Raw genomic sequence first — 19,633 nt, forward strand, 5'->3', positions numbered from 1 at the left:
TGTCAGTTTTTGTCAGCATGATGCCGCCGCCGCTGTTTTTCCCGTTCGCGCCATTCTTTCAGCAGCGCCTGGCGGCGGCGCGGATAACGGCTGTCGAGGGGACGGAAATCTTCGATGCGGTCGGCCCGGAAATTGCGGTAGTCCTGCCGTGTCTCGCACCAGCCCAGCACCACCCGCACCAGATCGAAAAAAGCAAGCGCGAAAGGCCAGATCACCCGTTCCGTCACGTCTCCCTTTTCATCGCGATAGGTGATGGCGACCCGGCTTTCCTTGCGGATCGTATCGCGAATGGCCGCCAGATCGACATGGATGGCCGCAAGGCCCTGCCCTGGACCGACAAGCAGGGTGGAATGATCGAGTTCCTCGCGCAGCGCATCGGGCAGGACGGCGCCGATCTTGACGAGAGCGGCGCGGGCGGCCTGCGCCAATCCCGCATCGGCGCGACCCGCCACCCAGCGCGAGCCGAGTACCAGCGCCTCGATTTCCTGCTGCGAAAACATCAGCGGCGGCAACAGGAAACCGGGGCGCAGCACATAACCCACGCCCGCCTCGCCTTCGATATCCGCACCCTGTGCCTGAAGCGTCGCTATATCGCGGTAGAGCGTGCGCAGGCTGACGCCGGTCTCAGCGGCAAGGGCCGCGCCGCTGACCGGCATGCGGTGGCAGCGCAGTATCTGCAACAGATCGAGAAGCCGTTGTGAGCGTGACACTTGATACTCCTGCGTTGAACTTGCCTGGTTCGCCAGGGCGCGACGCGGTTGAGACTGGTAGCGCCGGAACGACCAATCCGCAACGAGCGCGGTTTCCCGCTATGGCAAAACCTTGAAACCGATTACGCTGTAACGAGTTAGTAAGGAAACGTCCCCCACCGGCTGTCTCTGCCGGCCATCACTTCAATGACAGGAGAAATATCCATGTATGACGTCAGCGCGAATGGCGCGAATATTCCCGCCCTCGGTTTCGGCACCTTCCGCATTCCGGAAGACGATGTCAGGCGCATTCTGCCGGAGGCACTGAAACTCGGCTTCCGCCATATCGATACCGCGCAGATTTACAAGAACGAGGGCGCCGTCGGCGAGGTCATCGCGCAATCGGGCATTTCCCGACATGATATCTTTCTTACCACCAAGGTCTGGGTGGACCGTTTCCGCCACGACGATTTTCTCGCTTCCGTCGATGAAAGCCTTGTAAAGCTGAAGACCGACTATGTCGATCTGCTGCTTTTGCATTGGCCGAAGAGCGATGTGCCGCTTGCCGAGCGCATGGGCGCGCTGAACGCGGTGCGCAAGGCCGGCAAGGCGCGCAATATCGGCATTTCCAACTTCAACGTGGCGCTGACGCAAGAGGCGGTGAAACTGTCCGACACGCCGCTTGCCACCAACCAGATCGAATATCACCCCTATCTCGACCAGACGAAGGTGATTTCGGCGGCGCGCAAGCACGGGATGTCGGTGACGGCCTATTATCTGATGGCCGACGGCAAGGTGCCGAACGATCCCGTGCTGAAGGATATCGGCGCAAAACACGGCAAGACCGCCGCGCAGGTGACCCTGCGCTGGGCGGTGCAGCAGCCGGATATCGTGGCGCTTTCCAAGACGGCGACGGAAAGCCGCCTCAAGGAAAATTTCGATGTTTTCGATTTTGTGCTGACGGAAGAGGAAATGCGGGCGATCCACGCGCTTGCAAAGCCGAATGGCCGCATCGTCAATCCCGGCCACCTCGCGCCCGACTGGGACGATTGAGGCGGCCTCCCCTCCGCTTTGGTCTCATCGTTCGGTCAAGGCCAGCTTCGCACCCAGCGCCACGAAAGCGGCCGCGAAGCTGCGCCGCAGCCAGGCGAGGACCGCCGGGCGTGACACCACCTGCCGCCGGACCGAGGCGGCGAAACAGCCATAAAGCGCAAAGACCAGAAACGTCATGGCCATGAAGATCAGCCCGAGATCGATCATGCGCCATGTCGGCAAAGCCTCATCCGGCGCGATGAACTGCGGCAGAAAGGCGAAAAAAAAGATCGACAGTTTCGGGTTCAGCAGATTGATGAGAATTGCCTCCCCGATGATGCGGGCGGCCTTCCGGGGTTCTCTGGTATCGTCGATCTTCAGCGCGCCATTCTCCCGCAGCGTGTTCCACGCCATATAAAGCAGATAGGCAACCCCCAGATATTTGACCACGCCAAAAGCCAGCGCACTTGTGTGCAGGATGGCGGCAAGGCCGGTGATGGCGGCGAGCAGATGCGGCACGATGCCAAGCGTGCAACCAAAGGCCGCAACGACGCTCGCCCTCGCCCCTTGCGAGAGGCCTGCGGCCAGCGTGTAGACCACGCCGGTTCCGGGAGAGGCAGCGACAATGAAGGATGTGATGAGGAATTCGGGTGTCATGGTGCGGGTATGTCCTGTGGGTGGAGGACAGGAGCATGATGGCGCGTGGGGTGGGTGTCTTGGATGAAATTGCGGCATTGGTGCTCGGAGGCCGGTGCCAAAATGGGAGGCTACGGTGTCGGCCTAGTCCGGTTCCGTCCGGTTCCGTTCATTCCAGCTCACTTCAAAACGAGAAAATACGACTGATTTGATGAGGGTGGAGAGGTGCGTCCCGCGCTCCCCCGGATCCCAAGGCTGCCGCATAAGGCTATTCCCCATTTGCGCTAACATACCTTACGAAAGTGCCGCCCGATAAACCGCCGGCGTCACGCCGAATTGTCGCACAAAAACGCGGTTCAGATGGCTCTGGTCGGCAAAACCGGCAATAAAGGCAGCCTCGGCGGGCGAGGTGCCGCCAGCCAGCGCGTGGCGCGCCAGATGGACGCGGCGCTGGAGAAGGTAACTGTGCGGCGTCAGGCCCGTGGCCTTCGCAAAAGCCCGCAGGAAGCGGAACTGGCTCATGCCGGCCTCCCTTGCCAGATCGGCAAGGCGGAACGGCCGGGCGGGGTCGTCATCGATGCTGCTTTTCGCCCGCCTTATGGTGGCGGGCGCCGCCACGACAGGCGAGTTGGCCGGGGTCTCCATCGCACCCGCCAGAAGCGTCAGCAGGGTCTCGTCACTATCGAGGGTTTCGCCCGGCCGTTCCCTTGCCGTCATGGCTGCAAAGACTGCATTGAACCGCTTCGCCAGCGGCCTGATATCGACGGGATGGGCGAATTCGAACGAACCTCGATCCTTCTCGCCGATATCGGCAACAGCGTCGCGGACGATATCGATGTCGAGATAGAGCATCCGCCATGCGCGGCCGCCCTCCCCGAGCGGAATACCGTCATGCACCTCGCCCGGATTGACGGTGATGAGATGGCCGGCGCCCGCTTCCACCATGCCACGGCCGGAGAGCGATTTCTGCGCGCCGCGATGGATGAGGCCGATGCCGAACTGATCATGCATATGGCGCGGAAAGGAACGGTCGCTATCCGCCGCCACGGCGACGACGCCGGGCAGACTGGTTTTCGGCATCAGGAACCGGCCTTGGGCCATGAATGCGCGCGCTCCACAAATAAGAGCGCGACGCTATCACAGGATGTCCAGTCGCGACAGATGCTGCCCTTTACGGATGCATATGGTTGATCATGGCGAAGACCTGATCGAAATTGCCGTTCTGCGCGGCAAAACGCAAAGGCTTGCAGCGTTCCACCACCACTTCCTTCTCATCCGGGCGATTTTCAAGAATATCCATCACCTCGGAAATGAAAGCGTCGAGCGGCATGGCCCTTTCATCGCTCGCCTGCCCCTCGCCCATCAACGTCGTCTGCACATAGGGCGGCACGATTTCGATGACCTCTACCGCCGTTTCCTTCAGCTGCTCGCGCAGCGCGACCGAATAGGCGTGGATGGCCGATTTGGTGGCGCTGTAAGTGGGGGTCAGCACCATGGGCACGAAAGCGAGGCCGGAAGAGACCGTCAAAACAGTTGCGGCAGGTTGCTTGAGGAAATGCGGCAGAAGCGCCGCCGTCAGGCGAATGGGCGCGAGAAGATTGGTGGCGATGGTTTCTTCGGCCGTGTCGAGATAATCCGGTGCTGCGGCGATGTCTTCCGGCCGCATGATGCCGGCATTGTTGATGACGGCGTTGAGGGTCGGATGGGCCTTCACCAGAGCTTCGGCAAACGCGCGGATGCCCGCGGCGTCCGTCGCGTCCATCACCATCGAGGCCATGCCAGGATTGGCGGCCGTCACCTCGTCGAGCACGGCCTTGCGGCGGCCGGAAATGATGACCCGGTTGCCGGCCTTGTGAAACGCCTCCGCCAGCGCCCGGCCGATGCCGGAACCGCCGCCGGTGATGAGAATGGTGTTATCAGCGATTTTCATTGCAACATCCTTTGCTTGTTGGCTGAAAGGAAGTTAGCTATTATGCTCTCTAATCGAAAGTAGGCACCCAAAAGATTTATACTTACCAAAAGGAGAGTGTGAAATGAAACGGCACGCCGCCGACCCGGCCATCGAGAGCCGGCGCAAGGTTCCGCCGCCCACGGATACCGATCCGGCAATAGAGGCGCTGGTTCAGGACATCATTGCCAAGGTGGCCGACAAATGGACGATGCTCATTCTGGAAGTGCTGGAAGAACATGGCACGCTGCGCTTCACGCAGATCGGCAGGCTGGTCGGCAACATCAGCCAGAAGATGCTGACGAAAACGCTGCGGCAGATGGAAAGCGACGGGCTGGTGCGCCGCACCGTGCATCCCGTCATCCCGCCGCATGTAGATTACGGCCTGACGAACCTCGGCCGCACGCTGGGCAGCGCCTTTTGCGGCGTGTGGATATGGGCGGAAACACACCATGCCGAAATAGAAGAGGCGCGGCGCCTGTTCAATGAACAGCCGCCGCGCCCCGCTACTGAGTAGTTTCGCCTCAGGCGAACTGGCTGAGGCCCGGAACCGAGGCAATCACCTGGTCGACGACCTCATCACCCGCATGCTGGCGGGCAACGGCGATGGTTTCCTTGGCGATGGTGGAAATTTCGCCCATGCCGAGGCCCTGGCTCATCAGTTGCTGGCCCAGCCCCATGATGCCGCCGCCGCCGATCGCGCTCATCAGGCCGCCGAGCAGACCGCCACCGCCCGCACCTTCGCCATTAAACTGCGCCACCAGTTCGCTGGCGCCGGGAATGGCTTCGATCATGCGGGCGATCGGGCCGTCTGCGGCCTCACGCTGAAGAAAACCGAGAATCATGCCAATGGCCTTTTCGGCCAGCTCGGGGCTTATTCCCGCCTTCTCGGCGATCTGGCTCACGACTTCGTTCATTCTTGCCTCCTGTTGAAAAACGACGCCAACATCGAATAACTGACGTTAACGTCAACGTAAAACAATATGGAGCCGCATTCAAGCGGCCACGGACAGGTGCGGCAACTTTCACCAGGCGGTTTTTCTTCATCGCCATCAAGCAGTTGTTGCGCCTTGAAACTGTCCTTATAAGATCATCACAACCAAACTATGAAAAGGCCGCTATCGTCAGAAGTGGCCACAACATGGTGGTGACGCTTTAAATTCGGACATGACTTTTACAAAATCCACCGCGATTTTTTGGGTCAGGCACAAGCCGCAGGAGAAATGGTCGATGTTGCAGGACGGACAGCTCTATATCGGGACCAGCCGCAATCCGGACGACAGCCTGAACAAGGGCGAATATCTCGAACTGAAATTCGGCAACCGCCACGGCCTCATCACCGGCGCGACGGGAACGGGCAAGACCGTGACCTTGCAGGTGCTGGCCGAAGGTTTTTCAAAGGCCGGCGTGCCGGTTTTCTGTGCCGATATCAAGGGCGACCTTTCCGGTATCGCCGCTGAGGGCGAAGCCAAGGACTGGGTGCAGAAACGCGCTGAACAGATCGGCTTCACCGATTTTGCCTATGGCAAATCGCCGGTGATCTTCTGGGATCTCTACGGTGAAAAAGGCCATCGCGTGCGCGCCACCATCGCCGAGATGGGACCGCTGCTGCTCGCCCGGCTGATGGACGCTTCCGAAGCGCAGGAAGGCGTGCTCAACATTGCCTTCAAGATCGCCGATCAGGGCGGGCTGCCGCTGCTCGATCTCAAGGACCTGCAATCGCTCCTGAACTATATGGGCGAAAACGCAACCGAGCTTTCCAACCAGTTCGGCCTGATTTCCAAGGCCTCGGTCGGTTCGCTGCAGCGTGGGCTGCTGGTTCTGGAACAGCAGGGTGCGGCGAATTTCTTCGGCGAACCGGCACTGAAAATCGCCGACATCATGCGTGTGGGTACGGATGGGCGCGGCACGATTTCGGTTCTCGCCGCCGACCGGCTGATGATGAACCCGCGCCTTTACGCCACCTTCCTGCTCTGGATGCTTTCGGAACTGTTCGAGGAGCTGCCGGAAGTGGGCGACCCGGAAAAGCCGCGACTGGTGTTCTTCTTCGACGAGGCGCATCTGCTGTTCAACGACGCGCCGAAGGTGCTGGTCGAGCGCGTGGAACAGGTCGTGCGGCTCATCCGCTCCAAGGGCGTGGGCGTCTATTTCGTGACGCAGAACCCGCTCGACGTGCCGGAAACCGTTCTTGCCCAGCTTGGCAACCGCGTGCAGCACGCGCTTCGCGCTTACACCCCGCGCGAGCAGAAGGCGGTGCGCACCGCGGCTGACACCTTCCGCCAGAACCCGGCCTTCAACACCGCCGACACCATCACCACACTCGGCACCGGTGAGGCGCTGATTTCCACCCTGCACGACAAGGGTGCCCCCTCCATTGTCGAGCGCACGCTGGTCCGTCCGCCATCCGGCCGTGTCGGGCCGCTGACGGATGCGGAGCGCAAGTCCCTGATCGATGTGAGCCCCGTCGCCGGGCAATATGACAAGGATATCGACCGGGAATCGGCCTTCGAAATCCTCGCGGCCCGCGCCCAGAAGGCGGCAGAGGCCGAGGCCGCCAGGCGCGCGGAAGAGGAAAACGCCAAAAACCAGTCCGACAACGCCTCCGGCCGCTGGCGCCTGCCCGGTTTTGGCGATGACGAACCCGCGCAAAATTCCAGCGGCTCCCGCAGCGGCGGCGCCCGCCGGTCCGGCTACCAGCGCGAAACGGTGATCGAGGCGGCGATGAAAAGTGCTGCCCGTTCGGTCGCCACCTCCGTCGGCCGCGCCATCGTGCGCGGGATTCTGGGAAGTCTGAAGCGATAAATGGAGACGCCGCCCGTTCTCGATGAGACGGGCGGCGCTTTATTGGCGTCGCGGTCACTTCTGGCGATAGAAGATCATGCCGCCGTGATGGAGCACATCGTCGACGAATTCACCGTCCGCCGTAAAACCGGCATCATCCCAATAATCGATGTGGTTTCCCTTCACCTCATATCGTCCCCGATAGGCGCTCTTGCGGCTGCCCCGCGCCTCGTCATAACGACCATTGGGCAAAAGCTCCTGACGGACATGCCCATCGCCGGTGACCCACATGCCGACATAAGGGTGGTTCTTGACTTCAGCGGTTTCGGTCATTGTCAGCTCCATAGCGTTATCTGCTTTGCGGGTCTCGGCCTCGGCGGAAGCCGCTGCGAGCAGAACCGCAACTGACGTTGAAACAATATTCATTGCCACATCCTCCTCAGGCGGCGGTGGGTCGCACGACGATTTCGTTGACGTCCACATCGTCGGGCTGCTCGATGGCGTAACGCACCGCGCGGCCGATGGCGTCGGGCTTCAGGGCGATGGCCCGATAGGTCTGCATCAATTCCGCAGCCGCCGGATCGGTGATGGTGTGGGCAAGTTCGCTTTCCACCACGCCGGGGTGAATGCAGGTGACCCGCAGGTCGCGGTTTTCCTGACGCAGCCCGTCCGAAATGGCGCGAACCGCAAATTTCGTCGCGCAATAGACGGCTGCCGTGGGCGAAACGGCGAGCGCACCGATAGAGGCGATGTTGATGATATGGCCGGAGGCACGCGCCGTCATTTCCGGCAGCACGGCGGCAACGCCATAAAGCACGCCCTTGACGTTGACGTCGATCATCCGGTCCCATTCATCGACCTTGAGCGACGACATCAGCGACAGCGGCATGATGCCGGCATTGTTGACGATAACGTCGATCTGCCCGAAAGCCTTGCGCCCCGCTTCCGCGAAGGCATCGACGCTGTGCCTATCGGTCACGTCAAGCGGGTGAACGACGACGTCAGCCCCCGTCCGCCGCAGCTCTTCGGCCAGTGTCTCGAGGCGATCCAGCCGGCGCGCGCCGAGCACCAGCTTCGCGCCGGCGGCGGCCAGTTCCCTGGCAATCCCCTCACCGATCCCGCTCGATGCACCGGTGATGAGAACAACTTTGTTCAGTGTCATGGCTATCTCCTTGCTGTTACGGCCGGTTTTTTCGAAACCGACCGTTGCAGGGAAGATAACGCTCAGGCATTGTCGTGATAACCTCGTCAATAATTAACTCAATGGATAGAATTTCTAACCAATGAATATTGATCTCAACGCTGTCTCGACATTCTGCCTTGTTGCCGAGGAACGGAATTTTCGCGCCGTTGCCGACAGGCTGGGCGTGACCCGTTCCGCTGTCAGCCAGACCATTCGCAAGCTCGAAGAAACAATGGGAATTGCACTGGTGCAACGGACCACCCGCAGCGTCAGCCTGACGGAAGCGGGACAGCAGCTTTACGCCGATGCCTCGCCGTCCATAGGCGCGATCTCGCGGGCAGCGCAGGCGGCCTCATCGCTCGGCGGCACGGTGCGCGGTCAACTTCGGCTCGCCGTTTCCTCCATTGCCGAGCGCTTCTTATCCGGCCCCCTGCTCGCGAGTTTTGCCGAGTCGCATCCACAGGTGCAGCTCGATATCGTCGTGACGGATGAGGAATTCGATATCGTTGCGGAGCATTACGACGCGGGCGTGCGACTGGGAGAGCTTATCGAACAGGATATGATCGCCGTTCCCGTCTCGGTTCCACAGCGGCAGCTGGCCGTGTGCTCGCCGCACTATCGGAACCGCTTCGGCCTGCCGACGCAGCCCCGCGAATTGATAGAGCACAGGTGTATCGGCTGGCGACCCCGCCCGGGCGTGGCGCCATACAGGTGGGAATTTGCGGAAAACGGCCGAGAATTTGCCGTGGCGGTGGAGCCTGATTTCACCACCAACGACATGCAACTGATGATAAAGCTCGCCTGTGCCGGTGCGGGCATCACCTTCGGCATGGAAGAGACGTTCCGGCCCTATCTGGAGCGCGGAGAGCTTGTTCCCATGCTTGAAGACTATTCACCCAGCTTCGCAGGGTTCTATCTCTATTACCCCAGCCGTCGAAACCTCGCGCCGAAGCTGCGCGCCTTCATCGATCATGTCCGCTTGTCGAGGGAGCGCTGATCTGCCGGATATTACCCCGGCAGATCGTCGGAAAAACATGATTACTTCTTCTGGGAAACCAGCGAGAAATAGGCACCCTGGGGATCGACGCAATTGACGATCCAGCTATCGCCGGGCACTTCCATCGGGCCGTTGACGACCTGTCCGCCGCCGGCGCTGACGCGGGTGACGGCATCATCGATACCGTCCACATTGAAGTAATAACCCCAATGGCAGACGGGAACCTCCGGCATGCGTTTCATGACGCCGCCGACGGCCTTGCCGTTATGGGCGAAGATGCGGTAGGGGCCCATTTCGCCCATGTCGAAATCGTGGTCCTTGGTCCAGCCGAAGACTTCACCATAAAAGGCCATGGCCTCGTCGACATTGTCGGTGAAGAGTTCATACCAGCCGACATGGCCCTGCTTTGCCTGCTTGTCTTCAGGGAAGCCGCCGGTTTCCATCGGCTGCGGCGTCATGATGCAGAGCACCGCGCCGAAGGGATCGGCAACAACGGCGAAGCGGCCGATTTCGGGAATATCCTGCGGCGGACGCCTGACCGCGCCGCCCTTCTCGGCGAAAAGCCTCGCCGTGGCGTCCACATCGTCGACATCGACATAAGCGGTCCAGTTGGGCGGAATGCCCTGCCCCTTGTGTTCGTCGGTCAGTTCCATGACCCCGCCCATGCCGCAGCCGTCGGCCTCCAGCACGAGATAGGGCATTTCCGGCGAGCCGAAATCCTTGGTCTGCCAGCCGACGACATGACCGTAAAAGCGGGCGGCCGCTTCCATGTCGGGCGTCATCAATTCAACCCAGATGAATTTTCCATGCGTATCGGACATTGTCGTCTCCTGTGGACGGTTTGGCGAGGTGTTCGGCGCGCACCCGCCGCAGGATGCGGCGGCGCTGTTGTCGACGGGCAATACCGGCCGGGCATCAGGCCTTGCGGCGGAATTCCGATGTCATGAAGGTCTTGAATGTGCCGTCCGGCTGCCTGACGCTGCCGGAAAAGCTGCGGTGATTGTCGTCATGCAGCACCAGCACGTCGTGATAGGTAGCGGTTCCGCCGGAACCGTCGAAGGCCGGGCCTTCCGCTTCCAGCGTCAGGGTCTTGCCGTCATCTTCCAGCCAGCCCTTGTAGACCCAGAGATTGGTCATCATCGACCCTACCCAGGTGCCGACGAAATTGCCCTTGGCCGGGTCGAAGCCGACCGTGATCACCGCCGTCATATCCGTACCATCAGGCATCTTGCCGGTGCCGTTGCCGATGATCCACAGACCGCCGACGGAGCGGACGGATTCGGTGAATTGCTGCGACGGGTCGCTGGCGTCGTAGTTCTCATGGCCGGAACTGGAGGTCATGACCCAGTCCCCGACGATTCTCTTGAGGAATTCATGTTCCTTCTGCGGCTTGGCGATTTCCATTTCCATTGTCTTCTCCTCCTCATCCGTCCGTTTTCAGTGGCAGCAGGCCGCCGCCTTCGGCGCGTCCTCATACTGGTCGTGGCGACGCACCCAATCCATTACCTCATCTTCATTACGGCCCTTTGGCACCAGGTCGAGCAGCATCAGCGTGCCGAGCGTCTGTTCCGCACCGCGGGCGTATGTGGAATAGGTATGGTAGATCTTGCCGTCATCGCCCTTGGCGAAAACGCTGATGCCGTGCAGGTCCTTCAGGTCGCCATAGGGCGCCATGTTACGGTAATTATAGGTGATTTCGCCTTTGGCCATGTCCTCGTCGCGGAACGAGGCCTGATAATCATAGTTGAAATCGCCGCCCTCGGCCGAAACCCAGGGGAATTTCCAGCCCATGCGGTTTTTGTAGCTTTCGATCTTCTCAAGCGGCGCACGCGACACGGCGACGAAACCCGCATCGCCATGCTTGAGGTGGATCAGCGCACCATCGACGTGATCGGCAAAAAAGGAGCAACCGACGCAGCCCTCCTCCCAGTCCGGTGCCAGCATAAAGTGATAGACGATGAGCTGACTGCAGCCGCCGAACAGTTCCGTGAGCGACTTGGGGCCGGAAGGGGCATCGAAGATATAATCCTTCGTCACCTCTTCCCAAGGCAGCGCACGCCGGGCCTCGTTCAGCCTGTCGCGGGCGCGGGTCAGTTCCTTTTCCTTCACCAGCAGGTCGCGGCGGGCCGCAAGCCACTCCTCTTTCGAAACGACGGGATGAGACATGATCTTTCCTCCTTGGATCCGTCTTTCACTGCGGCTTGGCCTCTCCGTGGCGGGCGCCGCGCATCTCTGTGTTGAAATCCGAGAAATGGAGCCACAGAGCATCAAGTTCCGCTTGACTATTTAGGTTGATATCAACATATTTAGCGCATGTCAAACGCCAACGCGATTCCTTTTTCGACAACTCTTCTTGTGCGCGATTCCTGCCTGTGCCTGCATGCGCAGCGCGCGGCGCGGGCGCTGGCACGGCTGTTTGATAATGCGCTGAAGCCGGTGGGCATCAATAATGGCCAGTTTTCGCTGCTGATGTCGCTGAACAGGCCGGAGCCGCCGCCAATGGGGCCGGTCGCCAATCTTCTGGCGATGGACCGCACGACGCTGACGGCGGCGCTGAAGCCGCTGGAACGGCGCGGGCTGGTCAGCATTGAGCAGGACCCGAAGGACAAGCGCGGCAAACGGTTGCGGCTGACGGCTGACGGGATGGCCGTGCTCGCCGCCGCCTTCCCCATCTGGCAGCAGACCCATGCGGAAATAGAAGCCAAGATTGGCAGCGGCGACCCTGAAAGGTTGCGCCGCGATCTTGTCGACCTCGGCTGACAGGATTGACGGCATGGCGCCACTTTTGTCGGCGAAAATGTCATCCGGCCGTCGTGCCGGGGAGCGACACTACGAAGAAAGCGCAATCAAGGAGGAATGATCATGCGTGCAATCGTTTTTGTGAAAGCCACCAAAAGCAGCGAAGACGGCGTGATGCCAACGACGGAGCTAATTGAGGCGATGGGGAAATTCAACGAGGAACTGGTCAATGCCGGCATCATGCAATCCGGCGATGGCCTGCACCCCTCCTCCAAAGGCAAACGCGTGATTTTCGACGGCGACAGCCGCACCGTAGTCGATGGCCCCTTCCCGCACACCAATGAGTTGGTCGCCGGTTTCTGGATATGGCACGTGAAGGACATGGATGAGGCCGTGGAATGGGTGAAGCGCTGCCCGAACCCGATGCTGGAGAAGAGCGAAATCGAAATCCGCCCGATGTTCGAGATGGAAGACTTCGGCGATGCCGTGACGCCCGAGATCGCCGCCCATGTGGAAGAACTGCGCGCGCGTGTCGGCAAACAATGATGCCAGCGCGCTGAACAAATCCGCGTAAAATGATCCGGTGCGGCACCTGTCACCCTCCCGTCAGGGATGGATCCGGCCGCACCGCCCTTCCCAAATCTTCACCCTTCTCTAATCGGGTTGCCATGGATCACCACCGCTGGTAATGGTCAGTTGGTTCAACACGTTTCAAGAAAGGAGGCTTCGCATGGATATTTCCTGCTTCTGGCGCAATCGTCAGCTCTGCCACCTTTTTGCCCTGCGGACACGTTTGCAGGGCTGACCGGAACAACCACCCTCTGGTTTGCCTAAAAGGCCGCGCAGGACGCAGTTTGTCTGCCATTGCGCATAGTTTCACGACGGATCACCGAGAACCGAAACCCGTCCTGCACGCGCAGGCAACGGTACGGGTCCGTCTTTGCCAGAGACGACATCATGACCATCATCACGCTGCGCAACCTCGGAATCATTCTGGGCAAGCCGCTTTTTTTCAATCTCAACCTCACCATCAATGCGGGAGACCGCATCGGCATCGTCGCCGCCAATGGCTGTGGCAAATCCACCCTGCTTAACTGCCTCGCGGGTGACATGGAACCCACCAGCGGCGACATCACCCGGCTGCGCGGGCTGACGCAGTCCATCGTCCACCAGCACCTACCCTCGCCGCTAATGGAACGGACGATGCGCGACGCCGTGCTTTCCGCCCTGCCGGCGGACACGATCGACAGCGACAGCTGGCGCGCCGACATCATCTTCGATGCCATGTTGGTGCCCGAACCGTTCCGCGAGCGGCGGCTGAAAGAATTGAGCGGCGGCTGGCAAAGGCTTGCCATGCTGGCCAAAGCCTGGATCACCGAACCTGACGTGCTGCTGCTCGACGAGCCGACCAACCATCTCGACCTCGAAAAAATCAACGTGCTGGAAAGCTGGCTTGGGGAATTGCCGCGCGATACGGCCGTCATCATCGTCAGCCACGACCGGGCGTTTCTCGACAACGTCACCCGGACCACCCTCTTTCTGCGACCGGAAAACTCGGCGCTGTTCCGCCTGCCCTATGGCCATGCGCGCGCGGCGCTGGAGGAGGAGGATGCCGCCGATGAGCGGCGTTTCCAGCGCGACATGAAAACCGCGCAGCAATTGCGCCGGCAGGCGGCCAAGCTCAACAATATCGGCATCAATTCCGGCAGCGACCTGCTGACCGTCAAGACCAGGCAATTGCGCGAGCGGGCGGAAAAGATCGAGGAAAAGGCGCGGCCCGCCCATATCGAGCGATCCGCCGGCAAGATTCAGCTCGCCAATCGCGGCACCCATGCCAGGGTTCTGGTCACTCTGGAGGACGTGCCGGTCTCGACGCCGGACGGAACATTGCTGTTTCGCACCGGCCGGCAATTTATCCGCCAGGGCGACCGAATCGTCATTCTCGGCCGCAACGGCGTCGGCAAGACAAGACTGATGTCGCTTCTGCAGGCGGCTGTATCGGGCGCAGCCCAGATACAGGACGGCATCAAGGCGACGCCCTCGCTGGTGGCCGGATATGTCGACCAGTCGCTCGCCGAGATCGATGACGACAGCACGCCCGTTTCACTGCTGTCCCGCCGCTTCGACATTGGCGACCAGCGCATCCATGGTCTGCTTGCCAGCGCCGGCATCGACATGGAAATGCAGAAACGCCGCATCGCCGCCCTTTCCGGCGGGCAGAAGGCGCGGCTTGCCATGCTGGCGCTCAGGCTGGCGGAGCCGAATTTCTACCTGCTGGACGAGCCGACCAACCATCTGGATATTGAGGGGCAGGAAGCGCTGGAGGCGGAAATCGTCAGCCGCGAAGCCAGCTGCGTGTTCGTCTCGCATGACAGGCGTTTCGTTCGGGCTGTCGGAACCCGCTTCTGGCTGATCGACAAGCGCAGGCTGGTGGAAGTCGACGATCCCGAAGGATTTTTCGCCTCGGCCTGATGGTTTTGAAAAGCAAACGCCCGTCAGCCCAAAAGGCTGGCGAGGCGTGGATCGCCGGCGAAATCCAAAACCGCAAAACCCGTTCTGCGCATCGGAAATTCGCAGAGCGCCTGAACTCCCGTTTTCGACAGGTGGATGCGCCAGCTCATCCGTTCCACCGGCGTCTTCGCGGCAAAAGCCGTCGGCGACAGAACTGCGATGTTGAGGCCGCCGGCGGGATCGCGCACCGAACGGTAGAGGATCGCCTCGATCTTCGCCAGACGTGCCTGATCGGCCAGCGCCTGGCATGGCTCGTAATTCTGCAGATCGGTCCACAGGCGAGTATCCCGGCTCAGTTCCGGTTTCGTCAGGTTGAGCGCCGCATCGGTGGCGATACGGGCGGCGAAGGCGGAATAGTCGGCGGGATTGGCGGGCAGCGGCGTGCCCGGCGATTCGGCATAAAACAGCAGCCGGTAAAAGGCCATTTCGGCGAGCGCCGTCTCCACTTTTTGGGCGGCGTAATAAACGCCTTCGGTATAGCCCGCGCGACGGAAGCGCGAACCATGCGGATAGGCGGCTCCATACCGGAAGGGCGTGGCGAGAAGATAGTCGAAACCAGCGCAATCAGGCGGAAACGGCCGCTTGCTGGTCTCCAGAATATCTTCCAGCAGGGATTGCTCCTCCACCGTATCCACCAGTTTCATGGTGGAAACCTGATGCTGCGCTTCCACCAGCCGCCAGTATTTTCCCGATACGGTGCGTTTTTCAGACAGGAGCGCGTCGGGCGTCCAGATAGGAGAGGACATCGATCAATCCGGTAATGGTGGTGAGCCTTTCGGCAGGCACGGCATCAAGCGCCGTATTGTGATTGCGCAGCCAGTTTTTGGCCGTTGCCTCATCTCCACCGGTAATCGCATCCAGCGAACGAAACACCCGGATCAGCAGCACCGCAAGCTCGAAGGACTTGGCGCCCGGTTCCAGCAGGAAATCAAGACGCTTCATGCGCGAGACCGTTGGCGCGGACACACCCAGAATATCGGCCGTGCGGGCGGCGTTCAGGCCCAGCCGCTCGGCGGCGGCGATAACGGCCTTGGTGACGACCCTACCCTGCGATGCGGGGTCCATGGCGGTCTTGGCGTGAATATTCATGGCGCACATCCTTTCCTTGGAAAGAATATAGCATTTTTCTTTCTGAAAACAAGAAGGCCGGGATAAACCCGGCCTCATTGTTCACATGGATTGCTCCCGCGAATTGGATCAGGCCACCGAGACCGGCACTTCCGTGGAGGTGCGCATGGCGTGGCTGTACGGGCAGACGATGTGAGCGGCGGCAACCAGCTTTTCGGCAACTTCGCGCTCGACGCCCGGAATATTGGCCTTCAGCGACACTTCGATGCCGAAACCGCCGCCGTCTTCGCGCGGGCCGATGCCGACGGTCGCCGTCACAGTCGTGTCTTCAGGAATTTTTACTTTTTCCTTGCCGGCGACAAATTTCAGCGCGCCCAGGAAGCAGGCGGAATAACCGGCCGCAAAGAGCTGCTCCGGATTGGTGCCACGGGCGCCATCGCCGCCCAGTTCCTTCGGAACGGTGAGGGTGACGTCAAGAACACCGTCTTCCGACTTGGCGTTGCCGGCGCGGCCACCGGTGGCGGATGCTTTGGTCGTGTAGAGAATGGGCATGACATTTACTCCTTCGGGTTGATGTGAATATCTTGTAGCTCACAATTAAATTGTGCGCAATATAATTTTGCACATTGAATGCGATTTTGTTTTTTGCGATAATTTTCAAGAAATTTCGCCGCGCATCCATGCGGCAGGAACCGAAAGCGGGGGCTGATTGTTCCCTCCCCGGTTGATTTTGGAGCAGGAAAATGGACGCAGCGGGCGACGAGAAGAAGATGGAAAGCCTGTTGAGGCTGGACCAGCAGATATGTTTTGCCCTTTATGGCGCGGCGCACGCCTTCACGCGCGCCTATAAGCCGTTGCTCGACCCGATCGGGCTGACCTATCCGCAATATCTTGTCATGATGGCGCTATGGGAAAAGGAGACATCCACCGTCAAGGCGCTCGGCGAAATGCTGGGCCTCGATTCGGGCACGTTGTCGCCGCTGCTGAAACGGCTCGAACATGCGGGGCTGATCACCCGCAAACGCGGCACGGTGGACGAGCGGCAGGTGCTGGTGGCGCTGACGCCTAAAGGCGCCGACCTCAAGAAAGAGGGCGTGAAGATCATGGCCGCCATCGGCGGCGCCACCGGCTGCGGACTGGAGGAACTGGCACAGCTGCGGGACCGGGTGAATGCGTTGAAGGATGGCCTCTCGAGGGGTTGACCCCCTGAAAAACAAGGGGTCGGAAAGGATTTATTAACCAGCTCCCGATAAAGTTGCATTTATATTTTATGCAGCTAATATGATTTGCAGCTGCATTTCCAGCCCCAAAAGCCGATGAAGGCATTTTGCGGCAGATTTCAAAAGGCATATTGATGACTTTGATCTCTGCGAATTCGATGGCATTGACCATTCTCAATCAAATTTTTTCCACGCGGGACATCTCACAGAATAGAGCCGCTAACTCGATCCTCAATATTGTCGCAGACAGCCCACAGAAGACTACGCAAGCCATTGACACGATCGTATCGCTTGCTTCCCGCGTTACCAAAGTAAAACAGGAGACTGTTGCCACAAAGGAGATAGTCTCCGCCGCCATTCCACAGGCAACGGTAAGCGCGATGAACGCCGCGGCGACGTCTATAATGTCGTCCTCTTACATCAAGCCGATCGAACGGACAGCGGAGAATGCAGAAGCGATTGTAAAGGAGCTAATATCCATGGCTTCGAGAGCCAGTCCGCGCCAAGTATCAAAAATCATTGTGCCAGCGCGCGAAGAGTACGATGCCCAGTACACTGAGTGGGGTGCAAAACGCATCGCGAATGGTGAGGATGAGGCGCTTGTGAAAAAGCAGGTCGCGTATTTTATCAGTGACCGAGTTTACGAAGGCCAAGTCAAAATGGCGGAACTCAACAACTCTCTCGATGGAACATATTGCGAAGTGTCGAGACAGTATATGCATGACAGCGAAAAAGCGCTTAAGGAATTTTTCGGTTCCGCCATAGTTCTTAAACTGGGTGAAAATGGTCAGGTGTCGGTTACACCCGGTACGCTATATTACGGCAACGGGCAGAAAATGGTTGAGTACAAAGAAACCGGCGAACTGGAAATTTTCGACAAAATGGGGAGCTTGGTAAAAGCCTACAAAAAATCGGAACTCCAGTCGTATTCAAGTTGAGAGTGCCCCGTCGGTTTTCCGACGGAGCGCCGACCCTTTAACTCATGCAAGCAAGCCAAATTCAAACATAGAAGGGACCAGTGATGCAGCCGAGACGTCAGAAAGCATAATCTGCAAACCGTCCACGCTAATATTGGCGTGTCCGTTGACACCGTCTGCAATCATAAGATCCGCAAAATCGTCTGCTATCGCGGTGTCAAACCGTATTCTATCACTTCCTAACTGGAAGTCTTTGATAGTGTCTTGCGCGTTCCTGACGGAAAAATAGAACGTGTCAGCGTCAGCCCCACCCCAAAGAACGTTTTCACCATCTCCACCTTCGATCAAATCGCTGCCTGCGCCCCCGTCGAGAACATCGTTTCCAGCTCCGCCGCGCAACTGGTCATTTCCAGCTTCACCAAATAGCTTGTCTGCGCCGTCCCCACCGCTCAGCTGGTCGGTTCCAGTCCCACCATAAAGACTGTCATCGCCTCCATCGCCATACAGAAGGTCGTTACCACCTTGGCCGTTAAGGTAGTCGTTTCCATCACCACCATAGAGCTTATCGTTCCCGGCCGCGTTCAAATCCGCAACCCAGCGATTAGCACTGGTAGAGTCGCCGAATAGTCTGTCATTGCCACCATTGCCGTAAAGCGTGTCGTTCCCGCCATCGCCTTGAACTGTCTCACCGAGCCTGCCGCCGATGAACGTATTATCGTTCGCCCTGCCATAGATCGTAACGCTGGAATCCATGTACTTAACACTCGAAAAATCAACTTTTCCTGCAAAGTAGACGGGCTCCACCGGCCATTGGCTAAACTGATTGAATTGAATTTTTTCAATACTGCTCAAGCCATTATCGGCAATCATGATGGCGGTCCACGAGTAGCCCGACGTTGGAGAGACATAAATTCTATCCTCCCCTTCACCGCCATAAAACCGCTCCCACCCGTTCTGGACTCCACCTAGACCGCCAAACGCACTGCCACCAAGCTGAAACGTATCGTTCCTAACCGCGCCGTAACGATCACCATAATAACCCGTATTCATTATAACAAAAAATGGCCGCAGCACGTTTCGTGTTGCAGCCATTATTTTTCAGCTCGGTCAGCTTATGTACTGAATGTGGTTCGGATGCTCCGTCAGCTTACTGCCACACCACCACACGCGCCTTTTGCGGCACGCGGTCGTAGAGGTCGATGACGTCCTGGTTCATCAGGCGCACACAACCGGAGGAGACGGCCTTGCCGATGGAGTTCCATTCCGGCGAGCCGTGCAGGCGGTAGAGCGTGTCCTTGCCGTTCTGGAAGATATAAAGGGCGCGCGCGCCGAGCGGATTCTTCAGGCCGGGCGGCATGCCACCGTTCTTGGAAGAATATTTGGTGAGTTCCGGCTGGCGGGCGACCATTTCGTCCGGCGGGGTCCATTTCGGCCATTTCTGACGCCACTGGATGACGCCCTCGCCCGACCAGGCGAAACCTTCGCGGCCGATGCCGACGCCGTACCGCATGGCGCTGCCGCCCGGCTCCACCACGTAAAGGAAGCGCGAGCGCGTATCGACGACGACGGTGCCGGGGCGTTCGCCGGTCGGATCGACAACCCGCTGGCGATAATAACGGCGGTCGATCTTCTGATAGGGCACGGCGGGAATGACGTAACCGCCATCCTCAACAGAGCCGTACATGACGGCCAGTTCCGCATCGCTGACGCCCGGCGAGAACATCTGCCGGAAATCGCTGCCGATGGCGCCTGCCTGCTGGCGAATGGCGCCTCCCGGACCGGATGAGGCACAGCCTGCGAGAAGCGAAGCGGAGGAGATGCCGAGAAGGGAAAGGAAGGTGCGTCTGGAAAAATCTGTGTCGGTACTTGTCATAAGGCCGGGTTGTCCCACATTTCGAACGGCTATATCGCC

24 protein-coding genes are annotated in these 19,633 nt (G+C 59.6%); 9 read left to right on the top strand and 15 right to left on the bottom strand.

Features of this window, described 5'->3' with window-relative positions:
• Nucleotides 1–2: 2 nt before the first annotated feature.
• Nucleotides 3–710, bottom strand: coding sequence for a helix-turn-helix transcriptional regulator (locus BS627_RS08890; protein ID WP_077982738.1), 708 nt, complete (start codon nucleotides 708–710; stop codon nucleotides 3–5).
• Between the two features lie 204 nt (nucleotides 711–914).
• On the opposite strand from BS627_RS08890, the gene BS627_RS08895 reads away from it, so the two are divergent.
• Entirely contained in the window at nucleotides 915–1,742 is an 828-nt protein-coding gene (locus tag BS627_RS08895) for an aldo/keto reductase (RefSeq protein WP_077982739.1), read from the top strand.
• Nucleotides 1,743–1,766: 24 nt separating this feature from the next.
• Here BS627_RS08895 and BS627_RS08900 read toward each other — a convergent pair whose 3' ends face one another.
• The 3 genes from BS627_RS08900 to BS627_RS08910 all read right to left on the bottom strand — a co-directional run bounded on the left by BS627_RS08900 (nucleotide 1,767) and on the right by BS627_RS08910 (nucleotide 4,287).
• Nucleotides 1,767–2,378 carry a LysE family translocator gene (locus BS627_RS08900; RefSeq protein WP_077982740.1) on the bottom strand — a complete coding sequence of 204 codons (612 nt, stop codon included), beginning with the start codon at nucleotides 2,376–2,378 and terminating at the stop codon, nucleotides 1,767–1,769.
• Nucleotides 2,379–2,651: 273 nt separating this feature from the next.
• Nucleotides 2,652–3,458, bottom strand: a complete 807-nt coding sequence (locus BS627_RS08905) for an AraC family transcriptional regulator (RefSeq protein WP_077982741.1) — start codon at nucleotides 3,456–3,458, stop codon at nucleotides 2,652–2,654.
• A gap of 70 nt (nucleotides 3,459–3,528) precedes the next feature.
• On the bottom strand, nucleotides 3,529–4,287 hold the full coding sequence (locus BS627_RS08910; RefSeq protein WP_077982742.1) for an SDR family oxidoreductase: 759 nt from the start codon (nucleotides 4,285–4,287) through the stop codon (nucleotides 3,529–3,531).
• Between the two features lie 103 nt (nucleotides 4,288–4,390).
• Here BS627_RS08910 and BS627_RS08915 point away from each other — a divergent pair, with 103 nt between their 5' ends.
• Entirely contained in the window at nucleotides 4,391–4,822 is a 432-nt protein-coding gene (locus tag BS627_RS08915; protein WP_077982743.1) for a winged helix-turn-helix transcriptional regulator, read from the top strand.
• Nucleotides 4,823–4,829: 7 nt separating this feature from the next.
• On the opposite strand, the gene BS627_RS08920 is transcribed toward BS627_RS08915, so the two are convergent.
• Complete coding sequence (locus tag BS627_RS08920; protein ID WP_077982744.1) at nucleotides 4,830–5,222, bottom strand: hypothetical protein; 393 nt, start codon at nucleotides 5,220–5,222, stop codon at nucleotides 4,830–4,832.
• A 313-nt stretch (nucleotides 5,223–5,535) separates the two neighbouring features.
• On the opposite strand from BS627_RS08920, the gene BS627_RS08925 reads away from it, so the two are divergent.
• Nucleotides 5,536–7,107, top strand: coding sequence for a helicase HerA-like C-terminal domain-containing protein (locus BS627_RS08925; RefSeq protein ID WP_077983016.1), 1,572 nt, complete (start codon nucleotides 5,536–5,538; stop codon nucleotides 7,105–7,107).
• A gap of 54 nt (nucleotides 7,108–7,161) precedes the next feature.
• Here BS627_RS08925 and BS627_RS08930 read toward each other — a convergent pair whose 3' ends face one another.
• Both BS627_RS08930 and BS627_RS08935 read right to left on the bottom strand, forming a co-directional pair.
• The gene (locus BS627_RS08930; RefSeq protein ID WP_077982745.1) at nucleotides 7,162–7,512 is read right to left on the bottom strand and encodes an Atu4866 domain-containing protein; all 351 of its coding nucleotides are present in this window, start codon (nucleotides 7,510–7,512) and stop codon (nucleotides 7,162–7,164) included.
• A 13-nt stretch (nucleotides 7,513–7,525) separates the two neighbouring features.
• Entirely contained in the window at nucleotides 7,526–8,248 is a 723-nt protein-coding gene (locus tag BS627_RS08935; protein ID WP_077982746.1) for an SDR family oxidoreductase, read from the bottom strand.
• Nucleotides 8,249–8,369: 121 nt separating this feature from the next.
• On the opposite strand from BS627_RS08935, the gene BS627_RS08940 reads away from it, so the two are divergent.
• Nucleotides 8,370–9,266, top strand: coding sequence for a LysR family transcriptional regulator (locus tag BS627_RS08940; RefSeq protein ID WP_077982747.1), 897 nt, complete (start codon nucleotides 8,370–8,372; stop codon nucleotides 9,264–9,266).
• 41 nt (nucleotides 9,267–9,307) lie between these two features.
• Here the strand turns inward: BS627_RS08940 and BS627_RS08945 are convergent, their stop codons facing one another.
• The 3 genes from BS627_RS08945 to BS627_RS08955 form a co-directional block, all read right to left on the bottom strand.
• The gene (locus BS627_RS08945) at nucleotides 9,308–10,087 is read right to left on the bottom strand and encodes a VOC family protein (RefSeq protein ID WP_077983017.1); all 780 of its coding nucleotides are present in this window, start codon (nucleotides 10,085–10,087) and stop codon (nucleotides 9,308–9,310) included.
• 94 nt (nucleotides 10,088–10,181) lie between these two features.
• Nucleotides 10,182–10,676: a DUF1579 domain-containing protein gene (locus BS627_RS08950; protein WP_077982748.1), complete on the bottom strand. Its 495-nt coding sequence runs from the start codon at nucleotides 10,674–10,676 to the stop codon at nucleotides 10,182–10,184.
• 27 nt (nucleotides 10,677–10,703) lie between these two features.
• Nucleotides 10,704–11,432, bottom strand: coding sequence for a DUF899 domain-containing protein (locus BS627_RS08955; RefSeq protein WP_077982749.1), 729 nt, complete (start codon nucleotides 11,430–11,432; stop codon nucleotides 10,704–10,706).
• A gap of 147 nt (nucleotides 11,433–11,579) precedes the next feature.
• Here BS627_RS08955 and BS627_RS08960 point away from each other — a divergent pair, with 147 nt between their 5' ends.
• From BS627_RS08960 to BS627_RS08970, 3 genes are all read left to right on the top strand, one after another.
• A complete protein-coding gene (locus BS627_RS08960) occupies nucleotides 11,580–12,026 on the top strand; it encodes a MarR family winged helix-turn-helix transcriptional regulator (RefSeq protein ID WP_077982750.1) in 447 nt (148 codons plus the stop codon).
• Nucleotides 12,027–12,128: 102 nt separating this feature from the next.
• Entirely contained in the window at nucleotides 12,129–12,551 is a 423-nt protein-coding gene (locus BS627_RS08965; RefSeq protein ID WP_077983018.1) for a YciI family protein, read from the top strand.
• A 411-nt stretch (nucleotides 12,552–12,962) separates the two neighbouring features.
• A complete protein-coding gene (locus BS627_RS08970; RefSeq protein ID WP_077982751.1) occupies nucleotides 12,963–14,477 on the top strand; it encodes an ABC-F family ATP-binding cassette domain-containing protein in 1,515 nt (504 codons plus the stop codon).
• Between the two features lie 23 nt (nucleotides 14,478–14,500).
• On the opposite strand, the gene BS627_RS08975 is transcribed toward BS627_RS08970, so the two are convergent.
• The 3 genes from BS627_RS08975 to BS627_RS08985 all read right to left on the bottom strand — a co-directional run bounded on the left by BS627_RS08975 (nucleotide 14,501) and on the right by BS627_RS08985 (nucleotide 16,136).
• Complete coding sequence (locus tag BS627_RS08975; protein ID WP_165691184.1) at nucleotides 14,501–15,262, bottom strand: RES family NAD+ phosphorylase; 762 nt, start codon at nucleotides 15,260–15,262, stop codon at nucleotides 14,501–14,503.
• Entirely contained in the window at nucleotides 15,222–15,605 is a 384-nt protein-coding gene (locus BS627_RS08980; protein WP_077983019.1) for an MbcA/ParS/Xre antitoxin family protein, read from the bottom strand. Before BS627_RS08980 ends, BS627_RS08975 begins: the two co-directional genes overlap by 41 nt.
• Nucleotides 15,606–15,713: 108 nt before the next feature.
• Nucleotides 15,714–16,136, bottom strand: coding sequence for an organic hydroperoxide resistance protein (locus BS627_RS08985; RefSeq protein ID WP_003509379.1), 423 nt, complete (start codon nucleotides 16,134–16,136; stop codon nucleotides 15,714–15,716).
• Between the two features lie 191 nt (nucleotides 16,137–16,327).
• On the opposite strand from BS627_RS08985, the gene BS627_RS08990 reads away from it, so the two are divergent.
• A complete protein-coding gene (locus BS627_RS08990; RefSeq protein ID WP_077982752.1) occupies nucleotides 16,328–16,786 on the top strand; it encodes a MarR family winged helix-turn-helix transcriptional regulator in 459 nt (152 codons plus the stop codon).
• A 176-nt stretch (nucleotides 16,787–16,962) separates the two neighbouring features.
• Entirely contained in the window at nucleotides 16,963–17,742 is a 780-nt protein-coding gene (locus tag BS627_RS08995; RefSeq protein ID WP_131829414.1) for a hypothetical protein, read from the top strand.
• 42 nt (nucleotides 17,743–17,784) lie between these two features.
• Here BS627_RS08995 and BS627_RS09000 read toward each other — a convergent pair whose 3' ends face one another.
• Complete coding sequence (locus BS627_RS09000; protein WP_077982754.1) at nucleotides 17,785–18,813, bottom strand: calcium-binding protein; 1,029 nt, start codon at nucleotides 18,811–18,813, stop codon at nucleotides 17,785–17,787.
• A 55-nt stretch (nucleotides 18,814–18,868) separates the two neighbouring features.
• Nucleotides 18,869–19,594 (bottom strand): L,D-transpeptidase, encoded by a 726-nt coding sequence (locus tag BS627_RS09005; protein WP_077982755.1) that lies wholly within the window; start codon nucleotides 19,592–19,594, stop codon nucleotides 18,869–18,871.
• Nucleotides 19,595–19,633 lie beyond the last annotated feature (39 nt).

It is taken from the genome of Agrobacterium salinitolerans, assembly GCF_002008225.1.
Classification (GTDB): domain Bacteria; phylum Pseudomonadota; class Alphaproteobacteria; order Rhizobiales; family Rhizobiaceae; genus Agrobacterium; species Agrobacterium salinitolerans.

Bases quoted from the DNA above. Each gene is read 5' to 3' on its own strand.
- BS627_RS08980 (WP_077983019.1), bottom strand. From the start codon at position 15,605: ATGAATATTCACGCCAAGACCGCCATGGACCCCGCATCGCAGGGTAGG.
- BS627_RS09000 (WP_077982754.1), bottom strand. From the start codon at position 18,813: ATGGCTGCAACACGAAACGTGCTGCGGCCATTTTTTGTTATAATGAAT.
- BS627_RS08965 (WP_077983018.1), top strand. From the start codon at position 12,129: ATGCGTGCAATCGTTTTTGTGAAAGCCACCAAAAGCAGCGAAGACGGC.
- BS627_RS08990 (WP_077982752.1), top strand. From the start codon at position 16,328: ATGGACGCAGCGGGCGACGAGAAGAAGATGGAAAGCCTGTTGAGGCTG.
- BS627_RS08895 (WP_077982739.1), top strand. From the start codon at position 915: ATGTATGACGTCAGCGCGAATGGCGCGAATATTCCCGCCCTCGGTTTC.
- BS627_RS08935 (WP_077982746.1), bottom strand. From the start codon at position 8,248: ATGACACTGAACAAAGTTGTTCTCATCACCGGTGCATCGAGCGGGATC.
- BS627_RS09005 (WP_077982755.1), bottom strand. From the start codon at position 19,594: ATGACAAGTACCGACACAGATTTTTCCAGACGCACCTTCCTTTCCCTT.
- BS627_RS08930 (WP_077982745.1), bottom strand. From the start codon at position 7,512: ATGAATATTGTTTCAACGTCAGTTGCGGTTCTGCTCGCAGCGGCTTCC.
- BS627_RS08945 (WP_077983017.1), bottom strand. From the start codon at position 10,087: ATGTCCGATACGCATGGAAAATTCATCTGGGTTGAATTGATGACGCCC.
- BS627_RS08955 (WP_077982749.1), bottom strand. From the start codon at position 11,432: ATGTCTCATCCCGTCGTTTCGAAAGAGGAGTGGCTTGCGGCCCGCCGC.
- BS627_RS08910 (WP_077982742.1), bottom strand. From the start codon at position 4,287: ATGAAAATCGCTGATAACACCATTCTCATCACCGGCGGCGGTTCCGGC.
- BS627_RS08925 (WP_077983016.1), top strand. From the start codon at position 5,536: ATGTTGCAGGACGGACAGCTCTATATCGGGACCAGCCGCAATCCGGAC.
- BS627_RS08985 (WP_003509379.1), bottom strand. From the start codon at position 16,136: ATGCCCATTCTCTACACGACCAAAGCATCCGCCACCGGTGGCCGCGCC.
- BS627_RS08950 (WP_077982748.1), bottom strand. From the start codon at position 10,676: ATGGAAATGGAAATCGCCAAGCCGCAGAAGGAACATGAATTCCTCAAG.
- BS627_RS08940 (WP_077982747.1), top strand. From the start codon at position 8,370: ATGAATATTGATCTCAACGCTGTCTCGACATTCTGCCTTGTTGCCGAG.
- BS627_RS08905 (WP_077982741.1), bottom strand. From the start codon at position 3,458: ATGGCCCAAGGCCGGTTCCTGATGCCGAAAACCAGTCTGCCCGGCGTC.
- BS627_RS08900 (WP_077982740.1), bottom strand. From the start codon at position 2,378: ATGACACCCGAATTCCTCATCACATCCTTCATTGTCGCTGCCTCTCCC.
- BS627_RS08920 (WP_077982744.1), bottom strand. From the start codon at position 5,222: ATGAACGAAGTCGTGAGCCAGATCGCCGAGAAGGCGGGAATAAGCCCC.
- BS627_RS08995 (WP_131829414.1), top strand. From the start codon at position 16,963: ATGGCATTGACCATTCTCAATCAAATTTTTTCCACGCGGGACATCTCA.
- BS627_RS08975 (WP_165691184.1), bottom strand. From the start codon at position 15,262: ATGTCCTCTCCTATCTGGACGCCCGACGCGCTCCTGTCTGAAAAACGC.
- BS627_RS08915 (WP_077982743.1), top strand. From the start codon at position 4,391: ATGAAACGGCACGCCGCCGACCCGGCCATCGAGAGCCGGCGCAAGGTT.
- BS627_RS08960 (WP_077982750.1), top strand. From the start codon at position 11,580: ATGTCAAACGCCAACGCGATTCCTTTTTCGACAACTCTTCTTGTGCGC.
- BS627_RS08970 (WP_077982751.1), top strand. From the start codon at position 12,963: ATGACCATCATCACGCTGCGCAACCTCGGAATCATTCTGGGCAAGCCG.